10 protein-coding genes, 11 tRNA genes, 3 rRNA genes and 1 pseudogene are annotated in these 15450 nt (G+C 43.1%); 21 read left to right on the forward strand and 4 right to left on the reverse strand.

The features are described from left to right. Positions 1-16: 16 nt before the first annotated feature. Complete coding sequence (gene cysK / locus HMPREF0833_RS00005; RefSeq protein WP_003004014.1) at positions 17-940, reverse strand: cysteine synthase A; 924 nt, start codon at positions 938-940, stop codon at positions 17-19. A 123-nt stretch (positions 941-1063) separates the two neighbouring features. Then, entirely contained in the window at positions 1064-1705 is a 642-nt protein-coding gene (locus tag HMPREF0833_RS00010; protein WP_013903169.1) for a YigZ family protein, read from the reverse strand. Between the two features lie 55 nt (positions 1706-1760). On the opposite strand from HMPREF0833_RS00010, the gene HMPREF0833_RS00015 reads away from it, so the two are divergent. From HMPREF0833_RS00015 to HMPREF0833_RS00095, 17 genes are all read left to right on the forward strand, one after another. Next, positions 1761-3059, forward strand: a complete 1299-nt coding sequence (locus tag HMPREF0833_RS00015; RefSeq protein ID WP_013903170.1) for a DEAD/DEAH box helicase — start codon at positions 1761-1763, stop codon at positions 3057-3059. After that, on the forward strand, positions 3056-3721 hold the full coding sequence (locus HMPREF0833_RS00020) for a ComF family protein (RefSeq protein ID WP_013903171.1): 666 nt from the start codon (positions 3056-3058) through the stop codon (positions 3719-3721). The genes HMPREF0833_RS00015 and HMPREF0833_RS00020 overlap by 4 nt, the downstream gene beginning before the upstream one ends. 81 nt (positions 3722-3802) lie before the next feature. After that, positions 3803-4345: a ribosome hibernation-promoting factor, HPF/YfiA family gene (gene hpf, locus HMPREF0833_RS00025; protein ID WP_003012610.1), complete on the forward strand. Its 543-nt coding sequence runs from the start codon at positions 3803-3805 to the stop codon at positions 4343-4345. 308 nt (positions 4346-4653) lie between these two features. Further along, positions 4654-6201, forward strand: a 16S ribosomal RNA gene (locus HMPREF0833_RS00030). Positions 6202-6254: 53 nt separating this feature from the next. Further along, positions 6255-6327: transfer RNA gene (locus HMPREF0833_RS00035), tRNA-Ala, on the forward strand. Positions 6328-6450: 123 nt separating this feature from the next. Beyond that, a 23S ribosomal RNA gene (locus HMPREF0833_RS00040) occupies positions 6451-9350 on the forward strand. An 80-nt stretch (positions 9351-9430) separates the two neighbouring features. Further along, positions 9431-9546: ribosomal RNA gene (gene rrf, locus HMPREF0833_RS00045) — 5S ribosomal RNA — on the forward strand. Together the 16S, 23S and 5S rRNA genes with 11 tRNA genes alongside form the textbook arrangement of a ribosomal RNA operon. Positions 9547-9579: 33 nt before the next feature. Continuing rightward, positions 9580-9652 (forward strand) — tRNA-Val (locus HMPREF0833_RS00050). 2 nt (positions 9653-9654) lie between these two features. After that, positions 9655-9727, forward strand: a tRNA-Asp gene (locus HMPREF0833_RS00055). Between the two features lie 24 nt (positions 9728-9751). Then, a tRNA-Lys gene (locus HMPREF0833_RS00060) sits at positions 9752-9824 on the forward strand. A gap of 6 nt (positions 9825-9830) precedes the next feature. Beyond that, a tRNA-Leu gene (locus HMPREF0833_RS00065) sits at positions 9831-9912 on the forward strand. A gap of 17 nt (positions 9913-9929) precedes the next feature. Then, positions 9930-10002: transfer RNA gene (locus tag HMPREF0833_RS00070), tRNA-Thr, on the forward strand. 23 nt (positions 10003-10025) lie between these two features. After that, a tRNA-Gly gene (locus tag HMPREF0833_RS00075) sits at positions 10026-10097 on the forward strand. Between the two features lie 7 nt (positions 10098-10104). Then, positions 10105-10190: transfer RNA gene (locus tag HMPREF0833_RS00080), tRNA-Leu, on the forward strand. 19 nt (positions 10191-10209) lie between these two features. Beyond that, positions 10210-10283: transfer RNA gene (locus tag HMPREF0833_RS00085), tRNA-Arg, on the forward strand. Positions 10284-10319: 36 nt separating this feature from the next. After that, a tRNA-Arg gene (locus HMPREF0833_RS00090) sits at positions 10320-10393 on the forward strand. Positions 10394-10412: 19 nt separating this feature from the next. Continuing rightward, positions 10413-10486: transfer RNA gene (locus tag HMPREF0833_RS00095), tRNA-Pro, on the forward strand. Between the two features lie 99 nt (positions 10487-10585). Here HMPREF0833_RS00095 and ntdP read toward each other — a convergent pair. Both ntdP and recX read right to left on the reverse strand, forming a co-directional pair. Next, positions 10586-11119 carry a nucleoside tri-diphosphate phosphatase gene (gene ntdP / locus HMPREF0833_RS00100; RefSeq protein ID WP_013903172.1) on the reverse strand — a complete coding sequence of 178 codons (534 nt, stop codon included), beginning with the start codon at positions 11117-11119 and terminating at the stop codon, positions 10586-10588. A 109-nt stretch (positions 11120-11228) separates the two neighbouring features. After that, the gene (gene recX, locus HMPREF0833_RS00105; protein ID WP_013903173.1) at positions 11229-12011 is read right to left on the reverse strand and encodes a recombination regulator RecX; all 783 of its coding nucleotides are present in this window, start codon (positions 12009-12011) and stop codon (positions 11229-11231) included. 37 nt (positions 12012-12048) lie between these two features. Between recX and rlmD the strand changes: the two genes are divergently transcribed. The 4 genes and pseudogenes from rlmD (at position 12049) to HMPREF0833_RS00125 (ending at position 15448) form a co-directional block, all read left to right on the forward strand. Next, on the forward strand, positions 12049-13401 hold the full coding sequence (gene rlmD / locus HMPREF0833_RS00110) for a 23S rRNA (uracil(1939)-C(5))-methyltransferase RlmD (protein ID WP_013903174.1): 1353 nt from the start codon (positions 12049-12051) through the stop codon (positions 13399-13401). A gap of 10 nt (positions 13402-13411) precedes the next feature. Beyond that, positions 13412-13855: pseudogene (locus HMPREF0833_RS00115) on the forward strand (cytidine deaminase family protein). Between the two features lie 13 nt (positions 13856-13868). Beyond that, on the forward strand, positions 13869-14102 hold the full coding sequence (locus HMPREF0833_RS00120; RefSeq protein WP_013903177.1) for a DUF1858 domain-containing protein: 234 nt from the start codon (positions 13869-13871) through the stop codon (positions 14100-14102). Beyond that, a complete protein-coding gene (locus HMPREF0833_RS00125) occupies positions 14102-15448 on the forward strand; it encodes a DUF438 domain-containing protein (RefSeq protein WP_013903178.1) in 1347 nt (448 codons plus the stop codon). The genes HMPREF0833_RS00120 and HMPREF0833_RS00125 overlap by 1 nt, the downstream gene beginning before the upstream one ends. Positions 15449-15450: the final 2 nt, after the last annotated feature.

Here is a 15450-nt window from a genome sequence, read left to right on the forward strand (position 1 = left end):
TTTTTTATATAAAGAATTATTCAAATTCGTAAAGAGTAGTTGAAAGATAACGTTCCCCATTATCTGGTGCAAGAGCAAGAACTTTTTTACCACTTCCTAATTCTTTGGCTACCTCAATCGCAGCATAGATAGCAGCAGCACTTGAAATGCCTACTAAGAACCCTTCGGCCCCACCAATAGCTCGTGCAAGTTCGAAAGCTTCTTCTGAAGATACGCGACGAACACCATCATATGCGTTAGTATCTAAGGTATTTGGGATAAAGCCTGCTGAAATCCCTTGGATTTTATGTGGTCCAGGTTTTTCGCCAGAAAGGACTGCAGATTCATTGGCCTCAACGGCATAGACTTTGACAGCAGGATTATTCTTTTTCAAAGTATGAGAAATACCAGAAACAGTACCACCAGTACCAACACCTGCGACGAAAGCATCTAAACCATCTTTTCCAAAGGCATCAACGATTTCTTGTCCTGTTGTTCTTTCATGTACCTCTGGGTTAGCAGGGTTTTCAAATTGAAGAGGAAGGAAGCCGTTTCTTTCTGCAGCGATTGCTTCAGCTTTAGCGATGGCACCTTTCATTCCTTCACTTCCAGGAGTCAAAACGAGTTCAGCTCCATAGGCTTGGATGATTTTACGACGTTCCACACTCATGGTTTCAGGCATGACAATCACAACTTTATAGCCTTTAGCTGCACCAACCCATGACAAGCCAATTCCTGTGTTCCCACTAGTTGCTTCGACAATGGTATCACCTGGTTTGATCAAACCATCCGCTTCAGCTTTTTCAATCATGCTCAAAGCAATCCGGTCTTTAACAGATGATCCAGGATTGAAGGCTTCGAGTTTGACATAGACATCTGCAGCTCCTTCAGGAACAAGACGGTTCAATTTGACAATCGGAGTGTTCCCAATCAATTCTGTAATATTTTCATAAATAGCCATAATATACCTCAGTTCTAGGTTTTCTTGATACTAACAAGTATAGTCCCTTGTGGGAAGAATGTAAAATATAGAAATTTTATGGGTGTGATAAAAAAAAACTATCGTTGCCGATAGTATTTTTGATTAATTTTCTACAGAAAGTAGGGGTACTTCAACCTCACGAATTCCTTGATCTTCTATAAGGACTTTGCCATTGTAAAATTCGACTAAAGCTGCTGTGATAGAGCTTGTGTTATCTTTATCCACAAAAATAGTTGTCATCACCTGATCTGTGAACATCGGATCTTGTTCCGCCAATTGATTGTCTTTTAAGAAATTAGCAAACTCTTGGTATTGGGAATAAGAAAGTGTGATTCCAAGAACCACTTGCTCCTTGATTTCTACCAGTCCAATCTCTCGAACTGCTTGAGCCACACTTCCAGCGTATGCACGAATTAGACCGCCAGCACCTAATTTAATGCCTCCAAAATAGCGGGTAACCACAACACAACTATTAGTGATGTGATGATTTTCCAGAACTCCTAACATCGGTACCCCAGCTGTTCCGCTAGGCTCACCATCGTCACTGGTCCGTTTGATGTCACTTTGTTCTCCAATGATGAAAGCAGAGCAGTTATGTGTAGCCTTATAGTGTTCCTTTTTGATGGCATTGATAAAATCTCTAGCTTCCTCTTCAGAGGAGACACGCTTGACATGACAAATGAATTTTGATTTTTTGATTTCTTCTTGAACAGTACCGTTCTCTTTAAATGTAACATATTCCATATTCTTATTTTACAAAAAAAGAATGATTTTCTCCAACTTTTGCGAATTAATAAGTATGAAGATAGAAGATTCTTATGGAAGACTCTTAACGGAGAGTCAAATGACAAATGATCTAAAAAAAATTGCCCTAGAACTTCCAGCTATAGAAAAACAGAATGGAAGGTACCAATGCTTTCGATGTGGCAGTTTGATTGATCAAAAACTGTGGAAGTTAAGTGAAGAGGTACTGTATTGTAGAGCCTGTATCCAATTGGGGAGGATCCGGAGTGATCAAAAACTTTATACTATTGCACAGCAAGACTTTGAAGGACAGGAGGTGTTAAACTGGAAAGGAACCTTGACTTCCTATCAACAAGAGGTATCCGATGGTCTCATCCAAGCAGTTAAGGAAGGGGGAAATGCCTTGGTACATGCTGTGACAGGAGCTGGGAAAACGGAAATGATGTACCAGGTTGTAGCAACAGCAATCAAGAGTGGACAAGCAGTCTGTATTGCTACCCCAAGAATCGATGTCTGTATCGAACTGTACGGAAGGATGAAGGACGATTTTTCCTGCCCCATCTCTTTGCTTCATGGGAAATCGGAACCCTATTTTAGAACGCCTTTGGTAATCGCAACAACCCACCAATTGCTAAAATTTTTTCAGGCCTTTGATCTCCTTATTATAGATGAGGTAGATGCTTTTCCCTATGTGGACAATCCAATCTTATATAAAGCAGCTCAGAATGCGATAAAAAAAGGGGGGAATACGCTATATTTAACAGCAACCTCTACAGATGAGTTAGATAAAAAGGTCAAGAAAAAAGAAATCATTCGTTATAGCCTTCCAAGAAGGTTTCATGGGAACCCACTAGTGGTCCCTGAAATAAAATGGGTGCCGAAAATTAGAGAAAAAATAGAAAAAGGAAGAATCCCTTACGAACTATTGCAACTGATCAAGAAACAAAGACAGACTCACTACCCATTGTTAATCTTTGTATCTGAAATAGAATTAGGTCAACAATTTACAGAGAACTTAAAAAAATACTTTCCTAAAGATACGGTAGGTTTTGTATCCTCACAAACTACAGATCGTCTACGAATGGTAGAGGAGTTTAGAAACAGAGCATTGACCATCCTAGTCTCGACAACGATTCTAGAAAGGGGAGTAACTTTTCCGCTTGTAGATGTCTTTGTTTTAGAAAGTAATCACAAATTGTTTACTAAAAGTGCTCTCGTACAAATTTCAGGAAGGGTCGGTCGAAGTAAAGAAAGACCAACAGGTAAACTACTTTTTCTATCAGATGGCATAACACGAGAAATGAAAAAAGCGATCAAAGAAATAAAGGAAATGAATCAGGAGGCTGGATTTTGAAAGAATGTCTGCTTTGTACTAAGGAGTTGAAAACTGGTGAACATTTCACAGACCTTATTTTTATGAATCAACAAGAAGAATGGATTTGTAAAGAATGCAAAGAAGACTTCGAACAAATTGGCGAAATCCATTGTCCTAGATGTTATAAAGATAAGGAGGAGAAAGTATGTAAAGATTGCGAATACTGGATACAAAAGGGGAATATGGTCGAACATGAAGCATTATATAGATATAATGCAGCAATGAAGGACTATTTCAAGCGATATAAATTTGAAGGAGATCGTTTATTAGGAATGGTATTTGCATGTGACATCAAAAAAGCCTTGAAAAAGTATAAAAGCTATACGATAATACCGACTCCAATTAGCCATGAAAAAAAGCAGGAGAGAGGATTCAATCAAGTATCAACTATATTAGATTTTGCAGAAATAAAGTACAACAGTCTATTCCAAAAAAAAGACAGCTTAGCCCAATCAAAAAAAACAAGAGAAGAAAGATTAAAAACCTCTCAACACTTTCAATTAAAAGGAGAAGTTTCAGAAAAGCAGAAATATCTTATCTTCGATGATATCTACACAACGGGCAAAACAATCGAATTATTGAAGCGCCTACTAATTGAAAAAGGTGTGAAAGAAATAAAGACATTTTCAATCGCAAGGTAAAAAAAGATTTGCAAAAACTTTATGAAAGCGTTATAATATACATATAAATAAAAACATAATGTTTAGAAAGTAGGTACTAATATGATTAAATATAGTATCCGTGGTGAAAACCTAGAAGTAACAGAAGCCATTCGCGACTATGTCGTTTCTAAACTCGAAAAGATTGAAAAATATTTTCAGGCAGATCAAGAGCTGGATGCTCGAGTAAACTTAAAAGTTTACCGTGAAAAGACCGCAAAAGTAGAAGTAACCATTCCGCTTGGATCTATCACGCTTCGTGCAGAAGATGTTTCTCAAGATATGTACGGTTCAATTGATCTTGTTGTAGATAAAATTGAACGTCAAATTCGTAAGAATAAAACAAAAATCGAAAAGAAAAATCGTGTTAAATCTGGTGCAGGTAAATTGTTTACCGATGCAGTTGTAGAAGAAGCAACCACCACAGAAAAAGTTGTTCGCTCAAAAACAATTGATCTAGAACCGATGGATATAGATGAAGCGATCCTTCAAATGGATCTATTGGCACACGACTTCTTCATTTATCGTGATGCAGAAGACAACACAACAAATGTCATCTACCGTAGAGAAGATGGAGACATCGGTCTATTGGAAGTAAAAGAATAGAGATCAAATAAGAGATTGAAAACATCAATAAAATATAGAGGAATCGGGGGCATCTTTGCTCCTGATTTTTTATGTAAACAAAAAAAGTAAAAAAACTTTCAAAAAAATAAAATTTTTTTAAAAAAAGTGTTGACAGTAAGGAGAGATCATGATAAACTAATATAGTTGTCGCGAGAGAGCGACAAAGACCTTTGAAAACTGAACAAGACGAACCAATGTGCAGGGCACTACAACTGAAGTTGTAGTAACTGAACAATAAAAAACAATAAATCTGTCAGTGACAGAATGAGTTTAAGACAAACAATTATTTTAATGAGAGTTTGATCCTGGCTCAGGATGAACGCTGGCGGCGTGCCTAATACATGCAAGTAGAACGCTGAAGCTTGGTGCTTGCACCGAGCGGAGGAGTTGCGAACGGGTGAGTAACGCGTAGGTAACCTGCCTCTTAGCGGGGGATAACTATTGGAAACGATAGCTAATACCGCATAAAAGTCGACATTGCATGATGTTGACTTGAAAGGTGCAAATGCATCACTAAGAGATGGACCTGCGTTGTATTAGCTAGTTGGTGAGGTAACGGCTCACCAAGGCGACGATACATAGCCGACCTGAGAGGGTGATCGGCCACACTGGGACTGAGACACGGCCCAGACTCCTACGGGAGGCAGCAGTAGGGAATCTTCGGCAATGGACGGAAGTCTGACCGAGCAACGCCGCGTGAGTGAAGAAGGTTTTCGGATCGTAAAGCTCTGTTGTAAGAGAAGAACGAGTGTGAGAGTGGAAAGTTCACACTGTGACGGTAACTTACCAGAAAGGGACGGCTAACTACGTGCCAGCAGCCGCGGTAATACGTAGGTCCCGAGCGTTATCCGGATTTATTGGGCGTAAAGCGAGCGCAGGCGGTTAGATAAGTCTGAAGTTAAAGGCTGTGGCTTAACCATAGTACGCTTTGGAAACTGTTTAACTTGAGTGCAGAAGGGGAGAGTGGAATTCCATGTGTAGCGGTGAAATGCGTAGATATATGGAGGAACACCGGTGGCGAAAGCGGCTCTCTGGTCTGTAACTGACGCTGAGGCTCGAAAGCGTGGGGAGCAAACAGGATTAGATACCCTGGTAGTCCACGCCGTAAACGATGAGTGCTAGGTGTTGGGTCCTTTCCGGGACTCAGTGCCGCAGCTAACGCATTAAGCACTCCGCCTGGGGAGTACGACCGCAAGGTTGAAACTCAAAGGAATTGACGGGGGCCCGCACAAGCGGTGGAGCATGTGGTTTAATTCGAAGCAACGCGAAGAACCTTACCAGGTCTTGACATCCCTCTGACCGCTCTAGAGATAGAGCTTTCCTTCGGGACAGAGGTGACAGGTGGTGCATGGTTGTCGTCAGCTCGTGTCGTGAGATGTTGGGTTAAGTCCCGCAACGAGCGCAACCCCTATTGTTAGTTGCCATCATTTAGTTGGGCACTCTAGCGAGACTGCCGGTAATAAACCGGAGGAAGGTGGGGATGACGTCAAATCATCATGCCCCTTATGACCTGGGCTACACACGTGCTACAATGGCTGGTACAACGAGTCGCGAGTCGGTGACGGCAAGCTAATCTCTTAAAGCCAGTCTCAGTTCGGATTGTAGGCTGCAACTCGCCTACATGAAGTCGGAATCGCTAGTAATCGCGGATCAGCACGCCGCGGTGAATACGTTCCCGGGCCTTGTACACACCGCCCGTCACACCACGAGAGTTTGTAACACCCGAAGTCGGTGAGGTAACCTTTTGGAGCCAGCCGCCTAAGGTGGGATAGATGATTGGGGTGAAGTCGTAACAAGGTAGCCGTATCGGAAGGTGCGGCTGGATCACCTCCTTTCTAAGGAAAAGGAACCCTGTACGTTGGTCTTGTTTAGTTTTGAGAGGTCTTGTGGGGCCTTAGCTCAGCTGGGAGAGCGCCTGCTTTGCACGCAGGAGGTCAGCGGTTCGATCCCGCTAGGCTCCATTAACACTGTAAGGGTGTTAAGCTTGAACATTGAAAATTGAATATCTATATCAAATAGTAACAAGAAAATAAACCGAAACGCTGTAAATATTTAAAGAGTTTAGGTCGCAAGACCAAAAATAAGGTTAAGTTAATAAGGGCGCACGGTGGATGCCTTGGCACTAGAAGCCGAAGAAGGACGTGACAAACGACGAAATGCTTTGGGGAGCTGTAAGTAAGCGATGATCCAGAGATGTCCGAATGGGGGAACCCACTAGCTAATGGCTAGTACTCCTATCTGTTAAGGATAGGTAGAGGAAGACGCAGTGAACTGAAACATCTAAGTAGCTGCAGGAAGAGAAAGCAAAAGCGATTGCCTGAGTAGCGGCGAGCGAAACGGCAGGAGGGCAAACCGAAGAGTTTACTCTTCGGGGTTGTAGGACTGCAATGTGGACATAAAGAGTATAGAAGAATGACATGGGAAGGTCAGCCAAAGAGAGTAAGAGCCTCGTAATCGAAATAGTCTTTATACCTAGCAGTATCCTGAGTACGGCGGGACACGAGAAATCCCGTCGGAATCTGGGAGGACCATCTCCCAACCCTAAATACTCTCTAGTGACCGATAGTGAACCAGTACCGTGAGGGAAAGGTGAAAAGCACCCCGGGAGGGGAGTGAAATAGAACCTGAAACCGTGTGCCTACAACAAGTTCGAGCCCGTTAATGGGTGAGAGCGTGCCTTTTGTAGAATGAACCGGCGAGTTACGATATGATGCGAGGTTAAGTTGAAGAGACGGAGCCGTAGGGAAACCGAGTCTGAATAGGGCGCAATAGTATTATGTCGTAGACCCGAAACCATGTGACCTACCCATGAGCAGGTTGAAGGTGAGGTAAAACTCACTGGAGGACCGAACCAGGGCACGTTGAAAAGTGCTTGGATGACTTGTGGGTAGCGGAGAAATTCCAAACGAACTTGGAGATAGCTGGTTCTCTCCGAAATAGCTTTAGGGCTAGCGTCGACATTAAGATTCTTGGAGGTAGAGCACTGTTTGGGTGAGGGGTCCATCCCGGATTACCAATCTCAGATAAACTCCGAATGCCAAAGAATTATGGTCGGCAGTCAGACTGCGAGTGCTAAGATCCGTAGTCGAAAGGGAAACAGCCCAGACCACCAGCTAAGGTCCCAAAATAATTGTTAAGTGGAAAAGGATGTGGGGTTGCACAGACAACTAGGATGTTAGCTTAGAAGCAGCTATTCATTCAAAGAGTGCGTAATAGCTCACTAGTCGAGTGACCCTGCGCCGAAAATGTACCGGGGCTAAAACAATTTACCGAAGCTGTGGATACCTTTATAGGTATGGTAGGAGAGCGTTCTATGTGTGGAGAAGGTGTACCGTGAGGAGCGCTGGAACGCATAGAAGTGAGAATGCCGGTATGAGTAGCGAAAGACAGGTGAGAATCCTGTCCACCGTAAGACTAAGGTTTCCAGGGGAAGGCTCGTCCGCCCTGGGTTAGTCGGGACCTAAGGAGAGACCGAAAGGTGTATCCGATGGACAACAGGTTGATATTCCTGTACTAGAGTATGTAGTGAAGGAGGGACGCAGTAGGCTAACTAAAGCGTGCGACTGGAAGTGCACGTCTAAGCAGTGAGGTGTGAATTGAGTTAAATGCTTAATTCTGTAACATTGAGCTGTGATGGGGAGCGAAGATTAGTAGCGAAGTTAGTGACGTCACACTGCCAAGAAAAGCTTCTAGCGTTAATCATACTCTACCCGTACCGCAAACCGACACAGGTAGTCGAGGCGAGTAGCCTCAGGTGAGCGAGAGAACTCTCGTTAAGGAACTCGGCAAAATGACCCCGTAACTTCGGGAGAAGGGGTGCTGGCTTTGAGTCAGCCGCAGTGAATAGGCCCAAGCAACTGTTTATCAAAAACACAGCTCTCTGCTAAATCGTAAGATGATGTATAGGGGGTGACGCCTGCCCGGTGCTGGAAGGTTAAGAGGAGTGCTTAGCGTAAGCGAAGGTATGAATTGAAGCCCCAGTAAACGGCGGCCGTAACTATAACGGTCCTAAGGTAGCGAAATTCCTTGTCGGGTAAGTTCCGACCCGCACGAAAGGCGTAATGATTTGGGCACTGTCTCAACGAGAGACTCGGTGAAATTTTAGTACCTGTGAAGATGCAGGTTACCCGCGACAGGACGGAAAGACCCCATGGAGCTTTACTGCAGTTTGATATTGAGTGTCTGTGCCACATGTACAGGATAGGTAGGAGCCATAGAGATCGGGACGCCAGTTTCGATGGAGGCGTTGTTGGGATACTACCCTTGTGTTATGGCCACTCTAACCCGGTAGGTTTATCATCTACGGAGACAGTGTCTGACGGGCAGTTTGACTGGGGCGGTCGCCTCCTAAAAGGTAACGGAGGCGCCCAAAGGTTCCCTCAGAATGGTTGGAAATCATTCGCAGAGTGTAAAGGTATAAGGGAGCTTGACTGCGAGAGCTACAACTCGAGCAGGGACGAAAGTCGGGCTTAGTGATCCGGTGGTTCCGTATGGAAGGGCCATCGCTCAACGGATAAAAGCTACCCTGGGGATAACAGGCTTATCTCCCCCAAGAGTTCACATCGACGGGGAGGTTTGGCACCTCGATGTCGGCTCGTCGCATCCTGGGGCTGTAGTCGGTCCCAAGGGTTGGGCTGTTCGCCCATTAAAGCGGCACGCGAGCTGGGTTCAGAACGTCGTGAGACAGTTCGGTCCCTATCCGTCGCGGGCGTAGGAAATTTGAGAGGATCTGCTCCTAGTACGAGAGGACCAGAGTGGACTTACCGCTGGTGTACCAGTTGTCTCGCCAGAGGCATCGCTGGGTAGCTATGTAGGGAAGGGATAAACGCTGAAAGCATCTAAGTGTGAAACCCACCTCAAGATGAGATTTCCCATAACTATATGTTAGTAAGAGCCCTGAGAGAAGATCAGGTAGATAGGTTAGGAGTGGAAGTTGTGTGAGCAATGGAGCGGACTAATACTAATAGCTCGAGGACTTATCCAAAGAGTCAGAAGATATTGACAAAGTTAGGTTTAGTTTGTTAGAATATAGATATTCAATTTTGAATGTTTAAACATTCAGAGTTAAGTGACGATAGCCTAGGAGATACACCTGTACCCATGCCGAACACAGCAGTTAAGCCCTAGAACGCCGGAAGTAGTTGGGGGTTGCCCCCTGTGAGATAAGGAAGTCGCTTAGCAAGAGATTGAGCCTAGATGATCTAGGCTCATTTGGGAGTTTAGCTCAGCTGGGAGAGCATCTGCCTTACAAGCAGAGGGTCAGCGGTTCGATCCCGTTAACTCCCATAGGTCCCGTAGTGTAGCGGTTATCACGTCGCCCTGTCACGGCGAAGATCGCGGGTTCGATTCCCGTCGGGACCGTTAAGATAATGAAAATTATTTTAAGACTCGTTAGCTCAGTTGGTAGAGCAATTGACTTTTAATCAATGGGTCACTGGTTCGAGCCCAGTACGGGTCATATTTTGCGGGTTTGGCGGAATTGGCAGACGCACCAGATTTAGGATCTGGCGCTTTACGGCGTGGGGGTTCAAGTCCCTTAACCCGCATAGAAGAATAATAATGAGCCGGCTTAGCTCAGTTGGTAGAGCATCTGATTTGTAATCAGAGGGTCGCGTGTTCAAGTCATGTAGCCGGCATTTTTTTATATAAAGAAAGCGATGCGAACGTAGTTCAGTGGTAGAACACCACCTTGCCAAGGTGGGGGTCGCGGGTTCGAATCCCGTCGTTCGCTTGAGGAGGCCGGGGTGGCGGAACTGGCAGACGCACAGGACTTAAAATCCTGCGATTGGTAACGATCGTACCGGTTCGATTCCGGTCCTCGGCATAGATTTAGGTTGAAAGAAGCACCCTTAGCTCAACTGGATAGAGTACCTGACTACGAATCAGGCGGTTAGAGGTTCGACTCCTCTAGGGTGCATGGTCGTGAGACTATGTAAGAATAGAATAAGGAAGAGCACCCTTAGCTCAACTGGATAGAGTACCTGACTACGAATCAGGCGGTTAGAGGTTCGACTCCTCTAGGGTGCATAAGGCGAAAGCTTTAGATCGGGAAGTAGCTCAGCTTGGTAGAGTACTTGGTTTGGGACCAAGGTGTCGCAGGTTCGAATCCTGTCTTCCCGATAGTGTATTGAAAAAGTCTAATGATTGTCATTAGGCTTTTTTTTGTAGGTGATTATCTTATTGCATTACAAGAAAAAAGAGCTTTCGCTCTTTCCAACTTTATTTATTTCGCAGTTCAACATAACGGTTATACCATATTTTGATATATTCCTCTGAAAAAGGACCTTTGTTTTGGTTTATCCAATCTACTAGTACTTTTACATTTTCTTTTAAAATATAGTCAATGTCATCTGAATAGTGCATTTTTTCTTTATGTTGCTCATATTCTTCAACATCTAACAATTTCTTTTCACCATTTGTAAAGACCTTGACATCGAGATCATAGTCGATATATTTTAAGGCCTCTTGGTCGATGTGAAAAGGACTTGCTAGGTTACAGTAGTAAGACACACCATTGTCACGTATCATGGCGATGATGTTAAACCAATATTTTTTATGGAAATAAACGATTGCTGGTTCACGTGTAATCCAACGTCTGCCATCACTTTCTGTAACAAGTGTATGATCATTTACTCCAATAATTGCATTTTCGGTTATCTTTAATACCATGGTGTCACGCCATGTACGGTGTAAACTGCCATCATGTTTATAACTTTGAATTGTAATAAAGTCGCCTTCTTTAGGTAGTTTCATAACTTACCAACTTTCTACAATCTAAGTATATCCTCTATATTGTAACATATTTTTTCAAATTTTTTCTTATTTTTCTATTTTATTTTCAATTTGATTGATTAAGATTGAATTATTCATCTAAGAAGTCCCTGATGGCTAATGTTATATCACTATAATCGTACCCTTTTCTGGCTAGTGCTTGGGTTAAACGTTGTTTTAGGTCATAGCCTTCATATTTTTTACTGTATTTACGGTATTGTTTTTCTAACTCTTTTAGGATGAGCTCATTGGTTGTTTCTTCATCTGCTTCTAGTTCAAGATTTTGGAATGCAGTCTTTGCTTGGTTGTATGCAAAACCTTTTGAAATGAGTCCTTGGATGATTTTCGTTTCAATGGCTTTTAATGGGTATTTTCCTTGGTATTTCTTTTGGAGTTTTATTGCGGTACGGCTGATAACTTCTGTAAAATCATAGTCAGCAAGAATTTCTGGAAGGATAGATTTTGGGACCCCTTTTTGTTGAAATTTTTGTTGTAATAAGACAGGGCCTTTATCGCCACTGAGGAGGTTAGCCTCTATCAGGTTTCTGGCATACTGACGATCATCTAACCACTTTTCTTCTTTTAGGTGTTGGACAACTTTATCAATAACCTCACTATCAATCTCATATTTTGTAAGGTAGTCTCGGACTTCTTTTGTTGTTCGAGCTTTAAAGGAAAGATGGTAGAGGGCCAGGTTTTTACCATAGGAGTATTGTGCAAACTCTTGGATTTCTTTTAGCTCTTCTTCACTGATGTCTTTCCCTTTTGAAAGAAAATATTTGACGATGGTGTCTTCTGTAATATACAGTTTTTGATCGTTGTCTAATTCAAGGAGGTAGAGTCTTTTTTTCTTTTCTAGTTTTGTAATTTTCATGTTTTTATTATACCGAAAAATGTGTTAAGATAGGGATATGAACGTTAAAGTAAAACAAAAAATTCCTTTGAAAATTAAACGAATGGGAATTAACGGAGAAGGAATTGGCTTTTATAAAAAAACACTTGTCTTTGTACCTGGTGCTTTGAAGGGAGAAGATATCTTCTGCCAAATTACAAGTGTCAAGAAAAATTTTGCGGAAGCCAAACTCTTATCTGTGAATAAGGCGTCTAAGTATCGGGTGACACCCATGTGTGATATCTATGAGACCTGTGGGGGCTGTCAAATCATGCATTTGAAGTATGACAAGCAGCTGGAGTTTAAGACAGATTTATTGCAACAGGCTTTGAAGAAATTCTCACCTGAAGGCTTTGAGCAGTATGATATTCGGCCGACAATCGGAATGCAGGAGCCTCTTTATTATCGGGCCAAATTGCAATTTCAAACAAGGAAATTCAAGGGCCAGGTGAAGGCAGGACTCTATGCTCAAAATTCACATTATTTAGTTGAATTAAAAGATTGTTTGGTTCAAGATCCGGTTATTCAAGCTATCGCTAACGATCTAGCGGATTTATTGACCTATTATCAGATTCCGATTGCTGATGAACGAAAAGAACTGGGTGTCAGAACCATGATGATTCGACGGGCTCGAAAGTCTGGTCAAGTTCAGATCATTGTGGTCACCAGTCGTCAGATTAACGTAAAGAATTTGGTGGAAGACTTGGTTACGAAACACCCTGAGATTGTCACAGTTGCTGTTAATAAAAATACGTCTCGTTCCAGTGAGATATACGGGGAACAAACGCAGATTATTTGGGGAGAAGAGGCTATTTTGGAAGGTGTTTTGGATTATGAATTCTCCCTTTCTCCTCGAGCCTTTTACCAGTTGAATCCGGAACAAACTGAGGTATTGTATAGTGAGGCTGTCAAGGCTCTAGATGTTTCTCCAGAGGATCATTTGATAGATGCCTACTGTGGGGTTGGAACGATTGGGTTTGCTTTTGCTAATAGAGTGAAAAGTGTTCGGGGGATGGATATTATTCCTGAAGCGATTGAAGATGCCAAATACAATGCTAAACGGATGGGATTTGAGAATACCCACTATGAGGCTGGTACAGCAGAAGAGATCATTCCTCGTTGGTACCAAGAAGGCTATCGGGCTAATGCTGTGATCGTGGATCCACCTCGTACGGGCTTGGGTACAAAATTAATCGAGACCTTGTTGCACTATGCACCTGAAAAGATGGTCTATGTCTCTTGTAATGTCTCTACTTTGGCACGGGATTTAGTGGCTTTGACAAAGGTTTATCAGGTTGAATACATTCAATCAGTGGACATGTTCCCCCATACTGCAAGGACAGAAGCAGTTGTGAAATTAGTGAAGAAGTGAAAAAAGAAGAATGGATATTTGGGAAAAACTTTATCTTGAGGCGAAAGCTCTTTATGCGCCTCATGAGGTTTCAGATTTTGTCTATGCTCGACATGTGGTCGCTGCTGTTGAGGCTGCAGATGGTCAGATTTATACGGGCTTTTGTATGGAAGGAACCTGTGGCGTCTTTCATTTATGTGCGGAACGAGCGGCTCTCTTCAACATGTATCAATAATCAGGACAGACCAAGGTCAAGCGTATTATTGCTTTTCGGGACAAGCCTCCTTATGGAGAAGGTTCAGGGATGCCTTGTGGGGCCTGTCGTGAATTTCTCCTTGAGCTAAATGCAGAGAATCGTCATCTAGAATTCATGGTGGATTATGAGAGTCGCAAGACCATTACTTTAGGTGAACTGATGCCTCTTTGGTGGGGAGAAGAACGGGCTCGTCAGAGAGAAAATAAAGGGAATGAGTAGAGGAAATAAATAAATGGACAATATAATTGATGTATCGATTCCAGTTGCTCAAGTCATTGATCAACATCCGGAAGTATTGGACTTGTTGGTGGAGTTGGGCTTTAAACCCTTAGCCAATCCTATCATGCGCAATACAGTTGGGCGCAAGGTTTCTTTGAAACAAGGATCAAAATTAGAAGGTACTCCTATGGAGAAGATTGTGCGAACACTAGAGGCTAATGGCTATGAAGTGGTGGGGCTAGACTAATGAGTGATGAACGAATTCATGTCTTAAGAGATATCTTATTAGAGCTTCATCATGGAGCCTCTCCTGAGTCGGTTCAGGAACGGTTTGATGCGACCTTTGCAGGAGTTTCTGCGATTGAGATCTCTCTTATGGAGCATGAACTGATGAATTCAGATGCAGGGGTTACTTTTGAAGATGTTATGGAGCTTTGTGATGTCCATGCCAATCTCTTTAAGAATGCTGTTCAAGGGGTCGAAGTAGCAGATACTGACCACCCGGGCCATCCTGTTCAAATCTTTAAACAGGAGAATCTAGCCCTTCGTGCGGCTATGATGCGGGTACGTCGTTTGCTAGACAATTATGAGACAACCGATGATCCTGAGATGATTCAGGAGATTCATAAGGGCTTGTTACGTCAGCTGGGCTTGGTGGGTCAATTTGACCGGCATTACCGACGCAAGGAAGAGTTGATGTTTCCGATTATGGAAAAATATGGGCATGATTCCCCACCAAAAGTGATGTGGGGAGTAGATGACCAGATTCGGGACCTCTTTGCGAAAGTTTTGGACACTGCCAAGGAACTGCCGGATTCTGGCATCTTAGAAGTCAAAGAGCTCTTTGAAGCCTTTGCGCAAGAGTTTGAGGGCATGATCTTCAAGGAAGAGTCGATCCTCTTGATGATTTTGCTGGAGGCCTTTACTCAGGATGATTGGCTCTCCATTGCAGAAGAAAGTGATGCATATAGTTATGCCATTATCGTTCCGAGTGAAAAGTGGGTGCCGAAACGCGTTGACTTCAAGGAGGAAGCGTCGAAAGAGTCAGAGGGTTCAACTGAACCGCTTCCTTCTTCAAAAGGCGATGAGCAACGTCAGGTCATTGAGACTCCTGAGGGGCAGTTGACGATTACCTTCACGCCTAAGAAAAAAGAAGAGAGCTTCGATCGCAAGCAGCCACAGGTTTTTGGCCATGGCTTTCTATCGGTGGAGCAAGCGAATTTAATCTTGAACCAGTTACCAATGGAGATCACCTTTGTCAATAAGGATGATATTTTCCAATATTACAATGATGCTACGCCTTTTGAAGAAATGATTTTTAAGAGGACGCCATCGCAGGTAGGACGCAATGTTGAGCTGTGTCACCCACCGAAATATTTGGAGAAGGTTAAAGCAATTATGCAAGGGCTTCGTGAAGGGAAAAAAGACAAGTATGAAATGTGGTTCAAATCAGAATCGCGTGGGAAATTTGTCCATGTCACCTATGCAGCAGTGCGTGATGAAGCTGGAGACTTTCAAGGTGTCTTGGAATATGTTCAGGACATTCAACCTTATCGGGAGATCGATACGGATTTTTATAGAGGAATGGAGTAAAG

Origin of the sequence: Streptococcus parasanguinis ATCC 15912 (assembly GCF_000164675.2) — a bacterium.
GTDB lineage: Bacteria > Bacillota > Bacilli > Lactobacillales > Streptococcaceae > Streptococcus > Streptococcus parasanguinis.

Excerpts from the sequence above, each read along its gene's own strand:
- cysK (WP_003004014.1), bottom strand. The coding sequence starts at position 940 with ATGGCTATTTATGAAAATATTACAGAATTGATTGGGAACACTCCGATT.
- HMPREF0833_RS00125 (WP_013903178.1), top strand. The coding sequence starts at position 14,102 with ATGAGTGATGAACGAATTCATGTCTTAAGAGATATCTTATTAGAGCTT.
- hpf (WP_003012610.1), top strand. The coding sequence starts at position 3,803 with ATGATTAAATATAGTATCCGTGGTGAAAACCTAGAAGTAACAGAAGCC.
- recX (WP_013903173.1), bottom strand. The coding sequence starts at position 12,011 with ATGAAAATTACAAAACTAGAAAAGAAAAAAAGACTCTACCTCCTTGAA.
- HMPREF0833_RS00010 (WP_013903169.1), bottom strand. The coding sequence starts at position 1,705 with ATGGAATATGTTACATTTAAAGAGAACGGTACTGTTCAAGAAGAAATC.
- rlmD (WP_013903174.1), top strand. The coding sequence starts at position 12,049 with ATGAACGTTAAAGTAAAACAAAAAATTCCTTTGAAAATTAAACGAATG.
- ntdP (WP_013903172.1), bottom strand. The coding sequence starts at position 11,119 with ATGAAACTACCTAAAGAAGGCGACTTTATTACAATTCAAAGTTATAAA.
- HMPREF0833_RS00120 (WP_013903177.1), top strand. The coding sequence starts at position 13,869 with ATGGACAATATAATTGATGTATCGATTCCAGTTGCTCAAGTCATTGAT.
- HMPREF0833_RS00015 (WP_013903170.1), top strand. The coding sequence starts at position 1,761 with ATGAAGATAGAAGATTCTTATGGAAGACTCTTAACGGAGAGTCAAATG.